The organism is Kitasatospora sp. NPDC057518 (genome assembly GCF_042802075.1).
Lineage (GTDB): Bacteria > Actinomycetota > Actinomycetes > Streptomycetales > Streptomycetaceae > Kitasatospora.
Genome location: NZ_JBHVEU010000289.1, coordinates 1 through 11,401 on the forward strand (window position 1 = coordinate 1; position 11,401 = coordinate 11,401).

Annotated in this window: 8 protein-coding genes; 1 reads left to right on the forward strand and 7 read right to left on the reverse strand. The window is 74.2% G+C overall.

From position 1 onward, the window contains the following. Window positions 1-307: 307 nt before the first annotated feature. From ACFU7Z_RS26315 to ACFU7Z_RS26325, 3 genes are all read right to left on the reverse strand, one after another. Window positions 308-646: a P-II family nitrogen regulator gene (locus ACFU7Z_RS26315; protein WP_049659191.1), complete on the reverse strand. Its 339-nt coding sequence runs from the start codon at window positions 644-646 to the stop codon at window positions 308-310. Next, window positions 643-2,070: an ammonium transporter gene (locus ACFU7Z_RS26320; protein WP_375877287.1), complete on the reverse strand. Its 1,428-nt coding sequence runs from the start codon at window positions 2,068-2,070 to the stop codon at window positions 643-645. Before ACFU7Z_RS26320 ends, ACFU7Z_RS26315 begins: the two co-directional genes overlap by 4 nt. A gap of 288 nt (window positions 2,071-2,358) precedes the next feature. Continuing rightward, entirely contained in the window at window positions 2,359-3,813 is a 1,455-nt protein-coding gene (locus ACFU7Z_RS26325; RefSeq protein ID WP_181970686.1) for a hypothetical protein, read from the reverse strand. A gap of 629 nt (window positions 3,814-4,442) precedes the next feature. Between ACFU7Z_RS26325 and ACFU7Z_RS26330 the strand changes: the two genes are divergently transcribed. After that, a complete protein-coding gene (locus ACFU7Z_RS26330; protein ID WP_380780059.1) occupies window positions 4,443-5,132 on the forward strand; it encodes a bifunctional DNA primase/polymerase in 690 nt (229 codons plus the stop codon). A gap of 89 nt (window positions 5,133-5,221) precedes the next feature. On the opposite strand, the gene ftsY is transcribed toward ACFU7Z_RS26330, so the two are convergent. From ftsY to ACFU7Z_RS26350, 4 genes are all read right to left on the reverse strand, one after another. Beyond that, on the reverse strand, window positions 5,222-6,448 hold the full coding sequence (ftsY, locus tag ACFU7Z_RS26335; RefSeq protein WP_380780062.1) for a signal recognition particle-docking protein FtsY: 1,227 nt from the start codon (window positions 6,446-6,448) through the stop codon (window positions 5,222-5,224). Window positions 6,449-6,495: 47 nt separating this feature from the next. Beyond that, window positions 6,496-10,095: a chromosome segregation protein SMC gene (gene smc / locus ACFU7Z_RS26340; protein WP_380780064.1), complete on the reverse strand. Its 3,600-nt coding sequence runs from the start codon at window positions 10,093-10,095 to the stop codon at window positions 6,496-6,498. A gap of 154 nt (window positions 10,096-10,249) precedes the next feature. Further along, on the reverse strand, window positions 10,250-10,453 hold the full coding sequence (locus ACFU7Z_RS26345) for a hypothetical protein (RefSeq protein WP_045702518.1): 204 nt from the start codon (window positions 10,451-10,453) through the stop codon (window positions 10,250-10,252). 424 nt (window positions 10,454-10,877) lie between these two features. Then, the gene (locus tag ACFU7Z_RS26350; protein WP_049653395.1) at window positions 10,878-11,177 is read right to left on the reverse strand and encodes an acylphosphatase; all 300 of its coding nucleotides are present in this window, start codon (window positions 11,175-11,177) and stop codon (window positions 10,878-10,880) included. Window positions 11,178-11,401: the final 224 nt, after the last annotated feature.

Here is an 11,401-nt window from a genome sequence, read left to right on the forward strand (position 1 = left end):
GGCCGGGGCCGGGGGCGGCGAGCAGCGCGGCCCGGGCGGCGGCGGCACAGCCGACGGGGTCGGAGGGGTCGACGGGGTCGGAGGGGCTGGTCTCGGTGGTCATGCGCGTGGGTCCCGTCCGTCGTGCTGGGTGAACCGTCCTGCTGGTGAACCGTCCTGCCCTCGGGTCGACCGTTCGGCCGTTCGGCCGGTCCGGGGAGGCCGCTCCGGAGAGGCCGGTACGGAAGCGCCGGTACGCCGCCGGGCGGACCCGCACCCTCCCGGGTGAACGGGCCCGCCGTCCGGCGCGGGGCGACCGGCCGCCGGGCTACAGGGCGTCCGGGCCGCGCTCGCCGGTGCGGACCCGTACGGCGGTGTCGACGGGCACGCTCCACACCTTGCCGTCGCCGATCTTCCCGGTCCGGGCGGCCTTCACCAGGACGTCGATCAGGTCCTCGGCGTCCTCGTCCTCGACCAGGACCTCGATCCTGACCTTCGGTACCAGGTCCACGGTGTACTCGGCCCCCCGGTACACCTCGGTGTGGCCGCGCTGGCGGCCGTAGCCGCTGGCCTCGGTGACGGTGAGGCCGTGCACCCCGAAGGCCTGGAGGGCGGACTTCACCTCGTCCAGTCGGTACGGCTTGATCACGGCGGTGATGAGCTTCATCGGGCGTCGACCTCGGTCCTCTTCTCGGCGGGCTGCACGGCGGGCTGGGCGGCACCGGGTTCCGCGACGCCGGTCCGTTCGCCGGTCCGTTCAGTGGACCGTCCGGCGGACCGCTCGGCGGCGGACGTCGCGGCAGCGGCGGCCAGGCCCGGCAGGGCCCGGGCCAGCCCCGCCCCCACGGCGGTGAAATCGTAGGCGGACTCGGCGTGTTCGGCCTGGTCGATGCCGGCCGTCTCGACCTCGCCGGAGACCCGGAAGCCGACCAGCCGGTCGACCGCCTTGGCCAGCAGCCAGGACAGCACGAAGGAGTACGCCGCGACCACCGCCACGCCCATCGCCTGCTTGCCCAGCTGGCCGATCCCACCACCGTAGAACAGGCCCTTGACGCCCTGGCCGACCCCGCCGGTGGCGAACAGGCCGACCAGCAGCGAGCCCACCGCCCCGCCGACCGCGTGCACGCCCACCACGTCGAGCGAGTCGTCGAAGCCCCAGCGGTACTTGAGCGAGACGGCGGCGCAGCAGACCGCGCCCGCGACCAGTCCGATCGCCACCGCGCCGAGCGGGCTGACCGAGCCGCAGGCCGGGGTGATAGCGACCAGTCCGGCCACCGCGCCGGAGGCGGCGCCCAGCGTGGTGAAGGCGCCGTGCCTGAACCGCTCGTAGACCAGCCAGCCGACCAGCGCCGCACCGGTGGCGACCTGGGTGTTCACCATGGCCATCGCGGCCACGCCGTTGGCGGCCAGCGCCGAGCCCGCGTTGAAGCCGAACCAGCCGAACCAGAGCAGCCCGGAGCCGAGCATCACCAGCGGCAGGCTGTGCGGGCGCATCGGGTCCTTCTTGAAGCCGATCCGCTTGCCCAGCACCAGGCAGAGCGCGAGGCCGGCGACGCCCGCGTTGATGTGCACGGCCGTCCCGCCGGCGAAGTCGATCACGCCGTTGCGGTCGCCCAGCCAGCCGCCGTGGCCGCCGTCGAAGAAGAACACCCAGTGCGCGACCGGGAAGTAGACGACCGTCACCCAGAGCGCGATGAACAGGCCCCAGGCGGCGAATCTGGCCCGGTCCGCGACGGCGCCGCTGATCAGCGCCGGGGTGATGACCGCGAACATCAGCTGGAACAGCGCGAAGGCGGTGACCGGGATGGAGCCGGTCAGCTCGTCGAGGCCGAGGCCGCGCATCCCGAGGTGGTCCAGGTTGCCGATCAGGCCGGCGAAGGAGTCGGACCCGAAGCTGAGCGAGTAGCCGTAGAGGACCCACAGCACGCTGACGATGCCGAGCGAGAGGAAGCTCATCGCCAGCATGTTCAGCGTGCTCTTGGCCCTGACCATGCCCCCGTAGAAGAAGGCGAGCCCTGGGGTCATCAGCATGACCAGGGCCGCACTGATGAGTACGAAGGCGGTGTCGCCCGCGCTGAAGCCGTCCGGCATCGGCGTCTCCTCTGCGTCCAGGCCGATCCGCACCCGGGGACCCGTCCCGTGGTGCCACCCGGGGTGTCGGCGTTGAGGAGGAGCGTGCCGAAGGCTGGTTTCGGCCGGTGCGGCCGGTTGTTTCACCGCGGTGACGCGTGCGACGCGCGGGTTACGGCTGCGTGAACCGCGGCCGCCGCGGCCCGGCCGGGCCGGACCATCGGCTGCCGGACATGCCACCGACCGTGACGGCGGCGGCCGCCACGGTCGGTGGAGCTTTTCCTTCGGACGGCCCTGGCGGGCCTCCGGTCAGACCACCGAGACGAACTCCGGGATGTCCTGGACCACCCGCTCCTTGAGCCGGCTCACCGCGTCCACACCCTTGAACCGGGCCGACGCGGCCTCCGTGGTCTTGCGGACCCGGGAGTTCAGCCGCTCCGAGCGCACCTTGGTGGCGATGTCCACCGCCTGCTCGGCCATCACCACCGCCTGCTCGGCCTCCTTCTGCAGCAGGTGGACGCTGGCCATGCCGATCAGGTTGAAGGCGTACGAGCGCACGTGGTCGGCGTCCTGGCGGAACAGGTCGACCGCGGTCTCCATCACCGGCGCGGACAGCGAGGCGTACAGCTCGGCGTTGTCCGAGTGGTACGCGAGGTCGCGGAAGGAGTGGGCGTTCTCGGCGTTCAGCTCGGCGGGCGAGAAGAACTTCAGCCAGTCCGGGTCCTGGTCCCCGTCCCGGATGTCGGTGAAGGTGTCCTCGGCCAGCCGGATCGCCCGGGCGCAGCGGTTGACCTCGCCGATGGTGGCGTAGGCGCGCGCCTCCATCGCGTACAGCAGGGACTGCTGGCGCGGGGTGGCGGCGTCGCGGCTGCCGTACTGGGCCAGGTGGATGAGCTCCAGGGCGTCCTCGCCCCGGTTGAGGTGGATCATCTGGCGGCTCATGTCGGTGAGGATCAGCGCGCCGAACGGGCGGTCGCCGGCCTCCTTGGCCGCGTGCAGGGCGAGCACGTAGTACTTCTGCGCGCTCGGGTGCATCCCGACGTCGTACGACATCCACCCGGCCAGGTGGGCGAGTTCGGCGGTGAGCCGGAACAGCCGCTTGGTGGTGTCCTCGCTGTACGTCTCCTGGAGCAGGTCGGTGACCTCGTGCAGCTGGCCGACGACGGCCTTGCGGCGCAGCCCGCCGCCGTTCTGGGCGTCCCACTGCCGGAACATGACCGTGGTCTGCTCCAGCAGTTCGAGCTCGGGTTCGGAGAGCCGGCCGGTGAAGGCCTCGCCGCCGTTGGCCGCGGTGAGGATCGGGGTGGGGACGCCGCTCGGGCCGGGGGCAAGCCAGCGCTGCATCGGCTCGATCAGCGCGGCGCCCGCGGTCAGCGCGAGTGAGGTGCCGAGGAAGCCCCGGCGGTTGAGCATGAGGTCGCTGCGGGAGTAGTCGCTGATCAGCTGGACGGTCTGCTGGCCGCTCCACGGCAGGTCGACGCCGCCGCCCACGGTGGAGACCGGGATCGCGGCGCGCAGGCCGAGGTCCTCGATGGAGACCACCGAGCCGAACCGCTCGGAGAAGAGTTCCGACATGATCTTGGGGATCGGCTCGCGGGGCTGCTCGCCGTCGAGCCAGCGGCGCACCCGGGAGGTGTCGGTGGACACGTGGTGGGCGCCGATCTGCCGGGCCTTGCGGTTGACCTGGCGGGCCAACTCGCCCTTGGACCAGCCACTGCGGGCGAACCACGTGGTCAGCTTCTCATTCGGTTGCTTCTCTGCCATGGGTAACGTCCCCATCCCGCCCGGCCCCTACCGGGGCCCCCGATCGTGACCGCCCGACGGTTGCGGGCTCTTGCCAGACGTGCCGTGCCTGAGGTGCCGCGGCGCCGCCGTACCGCAGCGCCCTCGCACTGGTGTGCCATCGTTGCGGACGATCCGTCAGATTCCCAACTCCCGTTGCCCGACGACCCGGGACAGACTCCTCGACGACATCCGCACGCTGAACGTAATGCCCCGTGAGGGGCCCGTGGGAGCGCCCCTGGCGAAACGCCACCTTTCGCCACCCCCAGGAGTGAACCGAAGCCCGGGGGCACACGCTTCACTTAGGGAGTCCCGACGGCCCGGCATATGCGGGCCGCCAAGTCCCCCGGCCCATCCCGGAGGACCCGGCGGAACCCGCAACCCACCGCAGCCACAGGCGAGTTCACCGTCCACTCGGGACGGCGACAGCCCCACGAACACGACGATCCGGCATCGGCGCCGCCCCCACAAGGCGGCGCCCGAGGCGCACCGCCGGAACAGGCGCACACCACGCGCTGCGCGCCGCCACCGCACTACGCACCACACGGCTGACAATCGACACACAGTCACCGTCCCGTAACCATCGGCAACAAGAACCTGTTGGGGGAGGCATGGACAACCTGTTCGGCGAACTTCGACTGGGGCACCTGCGGCTGGCACCGCTGGGCGCGCGCCGCCGCACCAAGGTCACCGCGTCCCAGGCCGCCGCGGAGTACACCGGCCGCTGGGGCTGGGCGGTCGTCACCGGCGATCCGGAGACCGGCACCCCGGTCGTCGGCGCCACCGCCCCGCTCCGCTGTCCCTGCGGCTCCCCCCGCTGTGCCGCGCCCGGCCTGCACCCCGTGCGGGGCGGCGGCCGGGCCCGCGCCGCCCGCACCGAGGGCGCGGTGCTGTTCCCCACCGGCCGCGCCTTCGACGTCCTGGACGTCCCCGAGCAGGCCGGCCTCCAGGCCCTGGTCCGGCTGGAGCGGATGGGCACCCAGGTGGGCCCGGTGCTCGCGCCCCCCACCGGCCGGCTCCAGTTCCTGGTCGCCGCCGGCACCGCCCGGCGCCTGCCCGACCTGCTGTACCGGATGGGCTGGGACGACGCCGCGCTCGACCTGGTCTGCCACGGCGAGGGCGGCCACGTCGCCGCCCCGCCCACCGTCCTCGGCGGCCTCGGCCCGGTCCGCTGGCTGCGCCGCCCCACCCGCGACAACGCGGGCTGCCCGCCGGAGGCCCGGCTGCTGCTCGGCACCCTCGCCTACGCCTGCCACCGCGGCCGCGAGCGCACCGTCGAGCCGGCCTGGATGGCCTCCTGACCGCCCCGCCCCGGCACGCGGAAGGGCCCGCCCCCTGGAGGGGGCGGGCCCTTCGTGCGCTTCCCTGATCGAACGCTTCGCGGAGGCTGTCAGTCGCCGATCAGCGCGTCCACGAACGCCCCCGGCTCGAACGGGGCCAGGTCGTCCGCGCCCTCGCCCAGGCCGATCAGCTTGACCGGCACGCCCAGCTCGCGCTGGACCGCGACCACGATGCCGCCCTTGGCGGTGCCGTCCAGCTTGGTCAGCACGATGCCGGTGATGTCGACCACCTCGGCGAACACCCGGGCCTGGATCAGGCCGTTCTGGCCGGTGGTGGCGTCCAGCACCAGCAGCACCTCGTCCACCGGGCCGTGCTTCTCGACGACCCGCTTGACCTTGCCCAGCTCGTCCATCAGGCCGGTCTTGGTGTGCAGGCGGCCGGCGGTGTCGATCAGCACGGTGTCCGCGCCCTCGGCGATGCCCTCCTTGACCGCGTCGAAGGCGATCGAGGCCGGGTCCCCGCCCTCCGGGCCGCGCACGGTGCGCGCGCCCACCCGCTCGCCCCAGGTCTGGAGCTGGTCGGCGGCGGCGGCGCGGAAGGTGTCGGCGGCGCCGAGCACCACCGTACGGCCGTCGGCGACCAGGACGCGGGCCAGCTTGCCGGTCGTGGTGGTCTTGCCGACGCCGTTGACGCCGACCACCAGGACCACCGCCGGGCCCTCCTCGTGCTTGGTGGAGCGCACGGCACGGTCGGAGTCCTTGCCGACCAGCTCGACCAGCTCCTCGCGCAGCAGCGCGCGCAGCTCGTCGGGGGTGCGGGTACCGAGCACCTTCACCCGGGTGCGCAGCCGCTCGACCAGCTCCTGGGTGGGGGCGACGCCGACGTCCGCGGTGAGCAGCGTCTCCTCGATCTCCTCCCAGGTGTCCTCGTCCAGGTGCTCGCGGGAGAGCAGCGAGAGCAGGCCCTTGCCGAGCGAGTTCTGCGAGCGGGAGAGCCGCGAGCGCAGCCGGACCAGTCGGCCGGCGGTGGGCTCGGGCACCTCGATGGCCGGGGCCGCCTCAGCGGTCTCGACGACCTCGGCCTCGGTGGCCTCGGCCTCGGCGGGCGCCTCGGCCTCCGGGAGTTGCACCTCCTCGACGGTGCGGCGGGGCGCCTCGGTCGGCGGCGCGGCCTCCTCGCCGACCTGGGGCTCCTGCGGGGTGGGCTTCGGCGCCGTGATGACCGGCGCCTGCGACTTCGGGGGCAGCTGCTGGCGTCGTCTGCCGGAAACGACGAGGCCGGCGATCGCGCCGATGGCGACCACGGCGATGACTACGGCAAGGATCACGTATTCCATATCCGCTCCAGTATCCGCGACCGGAGCCCGGATGGACCGCAGCCGCCCTACACCGATGCGGTGCGTACCGCCCGCGGCCGGCGCTCCCGGTGCTCCTCGCGCAGCCGCTGGCTGATCACCTGCGAGATGCCGTCACCCTTCATGGTCACGCCGTAGAGGGCGTCGGCCGACTCCATGGTGAGCTTCTGGTGGGTGATCACGATCAGCTGGGAGCTCTCCCGCAGCTCCTCCATGATCCCGATCAGCCGGCGCAGGTTGGTCTCGTCCAGCGCCGCCTCCACCTCGTCCATCACGTAGAACGGGCTGGGCCGGGCCTTGAAGATCGCGACCAGCAGCGCCACCGCGGTCAGCGAGCGCTCGCCGCCGGACAGCAGCGACAGCCGCTTGACCTTCTTGCCCGGCGGCCGGGCCTCGACCTCGACCCCGGTGGCGAGCATGTTCTCCGGGTCGGTCAGCACCAGCCGGCCCTCCCCGCCCGGGAAGAGCCGGGCGAAGACGCCCTCGAACTGGGCGGCGGTGTCGTGGTACGCCGAGGTGAACAGCTGCTCGACCCGCTGGTCCACCTCCCGGACGATGTCCAGCAGGTCGCGCCGGCTGCGCTTGAGGTCGTCCAGCTGCTCGCCGAGGAACCGGTGGCGCTCCTCCAGCGCGGCGAACTCCTCCAACGCCAGCGGGTTGACCTTGCCGAGCTGCTGGTACGCCTTCTCGGCCGCCCGCAGCCGCTTCTCCTGCTCGGCCCGGACGTACGGGTACGGCTCGCCCGGCTCCGCCCCCTCCTCGGGCGCGGACGGCGGGACGGGCTGGTCCGGCCCGTACGAGGCGAGCAGCTCGCCGCCGTCGATGCCGAACTCCTCCAGCGCGCGGGCCTCCAGCTGCTCGATCCGCAGCCGCTTCTCGGCCCGCAGCACCTCGTCCCGGTGCCCGGCGTCGACCAGCTTGTCCAGCTCCTCCTTGAGCCCGCGGCCGTGCTCCCGGTGCTCGCGCAGCTCGTGCTCGCGCTCGGCCCGCGCCTGTTCGACGGCCGCCCGCCCGGCGTCCGCGCGGGCCAGCGACACCTCCAGGCAGGCCAGCAGCTGCCGGGCGCCCGCCGCGACGGCGTTCGCCACCGAGGCGTCGTGCTCGGCACGCCGGCGGCGCTCGGCGGCCCGGGCGCGCGCCTCGCGCTCGGCGCGGGCGGCCCGGTCCAGCTGGTCGGCCCGGCCGGCCAGGGCGCGGACCCGCTCCTCGTGGGTGCGCACCGCGAGCCGGGCCTCCAGCTCGGCCTGCCGGGCGTCGCTCGCGGCCCCGGCCAGCCGCTGCTGTTCGGCGGCGTCCGGCTCGTCCTCCCCGGCCTGGGCCGACTCCTCGGCGGCGGCCAGGCGCCGCGCCAGCTCCTCGGCCCCGTCGAGCAGTTCGGCCAGCCCCTGCTCGGCGCGGGCGGCGGCGTCCGACAGCCGACCGGCCTCGCCGGCGGCGGCGCGGGCCTGCCCGCCGAGCCGGCCGAGCGCCCCGGCGACCTGGGCCCGCTCCTTCTCCTCCTGCCGTCTCCGCTCGGCGAGTTGCTCCACCTCGGCGGCCGACTCCCGTCGCTGCTCGGCGAGTCGGGCCAGCCGCTCGGCCGACTCGGCGCAGCGGACGGTGAGTTCGCCGATCGCCCGGGCCGCCTCGTCCACCGCGGCCCGGGTCTCCAGCAGGCTCGGCGCGCCGCCGGAGCCGCCCTGGGCGAAGCCGGCGCCGAGCCGGTCCCCGTCGGCGGTGACGGCGCACAGCGCGGGGTGCCCGGCGACCAGCCGCAGCGCCCGGTCGAGGTCCGCGACCACCGCCACCCCGGCCAGCAGCCGCCGGACCGCGCCGAGCAACTCGGCCGGGCCGTCGACCAGTTCGGCCGCCCAGCGGGCCCCGTCCGGCAGCTCCCCCGCCGGCTCGGCCGCCTCGGCGGAGCCGGCGGTACCGGCGATCAGCAGCGCGGCCCGGCCGGCGTCCTCGGCCCGCAGCAGCCGCAGGGCCCCGGCGGCGGTGGACGGCGAGTCGACGGCCACCGCGTCGGCCGCCGCACCGAGCGCGGCGGCGAGCGGCACCTCGTACCCCGGCTCGATCCGCAGCAGCGCGGCCGCCGGGCCGAGCAGCCCGCCCAGCCGCTCCCCCGCGTCCAGCAGCGCGCCGGTGCCGTCCTTGCGGCGCAGCCCGAGGGAGAGCGCCTCGTGCCGCGCCGTCAGCCCGGCCCGCTCGCGCTCGGCGGCGGCGGACGCCTCCCGGGCCGCGGCCAGCTCCCCTTCCACCGCGGCGAGGTGCTCGCGCGCCCGCCGGTACCGGGCCTCGGCCTGCTCGTCCTCCCCGGCCAGGCCGTCCACCTGCCGCTGGAGTTCGTCCAGCTCGCCCCGGGCGGCCTCGGCGCGTAGCAGCGCCTCGTCCCTGGCCTCGGCGAGCCGGCCGATCTCGGCCTGCGCGGCGGCGGCCCTGGACCGGGCGGCGGCGGCCTGCCCCTGCAGCCTGGCCAGGCCCTCCCGGCGGTCGGCGATGGCCCGGGCGGCGTCCCGCAGCCGGCGCTCCTCGGCGGCCAGCTCCCGCTCCAGTCCGTCCTTGCGCTCGACCGCCTCGGCCAGCGCGTACCGCGCCTCCTCCAGGGCCTCGGTCAGCGCGGCCTCCTCCTCGCGGACCCGCGCGGCCTCCCGTTCCGTGTCCTCCGGGTCGCGCCCGCGCCGCTCCTCGCCCCGGCCCCCGGCGGCGGCGTGCCGGGCGCGGGCCTCGGCCAGCCCGACGGTGCCGCGGGTGCGCTCGGCGAGCGCGGAGAGCCGGTACCAGGTCTGCCGGGCGGTCTCCAGTCCGGGGCCGAGCCGCTCGACCTGCGCCTCCAGGACGCGTTCGCGCTGCACCGCCCGGGCCAGCTCCTGCTCGACGGTGGTGCGGCGCAGCCGCAGCGCCAGTTCGTCCGCGACCTCGGCCTCGACGGCCCGGCGGAGCGCGCACAGGTCGTCGGCGAGCAGCCGCAGCCGGGCGTCGCGCAGGTCGGCCTGGATGCCGGCGGCCCGGCGGGCGATCCGGGCCTGTCGGCCGAGCGGTCCGAGCTGGCGGCGCAGTTCGGCCACCAGGTCCTGGACCCGGTTGAGGTTGGCCTGCATCGCGTCCAGCTTCCGCAGCGCCTTCTCCTTGCGCTTGCGGTGCTTGAGGACGCCGGCCGCCTCCTCGATGAAGGCGCGCCGGCCCATCGGGTCGGCGTGCAGCACGGAGTCCAGCTGGCCCTGCCCGACGATGACGTGCATCTCGCGGCCGATGCCGGAGTCGGAGAGCAGCTCCTGGATGTCCAGCAGGCGGCAGGTCTCACCGTTGAGGGCGTACTCGCTGCCGCCGTTGCGGAACATGGTCCGGGTGATGGTCACCTCGGAGTAGTCGATCGGCAGGGCGCCGTCGGTGTTGTCGATGGTGAGGCTGACCTCGGCCCGGCCGAGCGGGGCGCGCCCGCTGGTCCCGGCGAAGATGACGTCCTCCATCTTGCCGCCGCGCAGCGACTTGGCCCCCTGCTCGCCCATCACCCAGGACAGCGCGTCGACCACGTTCGACTTGCCGGAGCCGTTCGGGCCGACGACGCAGGTGATGCCGGGCTCGAAGCGCAGGGTGGTGCTGGAGGCGAAGGACTTGAACCCGCGCAGCGTCAGACTCTTCAGGTGCACGCGGCCGGTCCCCTCTATCGCTCAGACGGGAACCGACTGTATCCGGAGCCGGACACGACGAAGGGACGCCACATCAGGGCGTCCCTTGCAAGCTGCGTCCCTTTCGGGGCGGCTCGGTGCGCAACGGCGTCGATCTGCGAGGACCGGGCGGGACTCAGGTGAGAGCCGGCTCCCGCTGATCCAGATCGATGCTGTTGAGCAGCGAGTGCTCGTCAGCGACAGCGGTGAGAGCGTCGTTCTCAGCCTGCATCCGAAGGAGCTCCGCTTCAAGGTCCTGGACGCGCTGCTGAAGCCGTCGCATCTCGGAGAGCATTCGCGGGTCGGGGCCGCCGACGTACCCGAGAAGCGCCTTTGCCATGATGAATGGTCCTCCACGCTGAGTGACCGAACCGGAACGGTACAGGTCTAGGGGGAAGGGGGACGCACGCGCGGCGCGTCACCGGAAGTGCTGGCTGGGCACTGCGGCACAACCACCGTGAGCTGGGCTCACGGGGGCATGCGCCTACCGGGAGAACGCGGTCGTGTGCGCGGGCTTCCAGCGTCTCACCAAAGACGGAAAGGGTCAACACGATCACCGCACGCTACCGCGCCCCTGTCACCTGCCCGGCGGTGTCATCACGCCTGGGGGGCTTCGGGACGGGTCCACCGCGTGCTCGTGGATCATCGTTCGATGCGGAGTCAACCACGAGTCTGCCCGGATGGCAACCTCGTGACACCGCCGGTTCCGGATCTTTTCCCGGGAGCCCGCGCGGAGCACCGCCGGCGGCCCGGCCCGGCGCGGCTCAGCGGATCTCGAAACCCTCGTAGCCAGGGCCGACGGCCGTCCAGATCTCGGTGACCCCGCTGACGTTCCCCGGGGTCCCCGGGCCGCGCAGCCGGGCCAGCAGCTGCTCGCAGTCGGCCGCGAGCCCCTCGGCCACCACCTGCACCCGGCCGTCGCCGAGGTTGCTGGCGTAGCCGCTCAGTCCGATCTCCAGCGCCCGTGCCCTGGTCCACCAGCGGAACCCGACCTGCTGGACCTTCCCCCGGACCCAGGCGGTCACCCGGACCGGTTCCTCACTGTGGGCGTCGCGACCGTGCATGCCCCGACCCTAGCCGTCCGCGCTCCCGGTCACAGCTCGGCCCCGGCCCGCCTCCGCGGACGACGCCCCCGCGCGAACGGGAGCGGCCCCGCCGGCGAACCGGCGGGGCCGCGGGAGCGTGCGGTCGGTCGAGCGGGTTACCAGTCCCCGCCGCCGAAGTCGCCGCCGCCACCACCGAAATCGCCACCGCCGCCGAACCCGCCGAAGTCGCCGCCGTTGAAGTC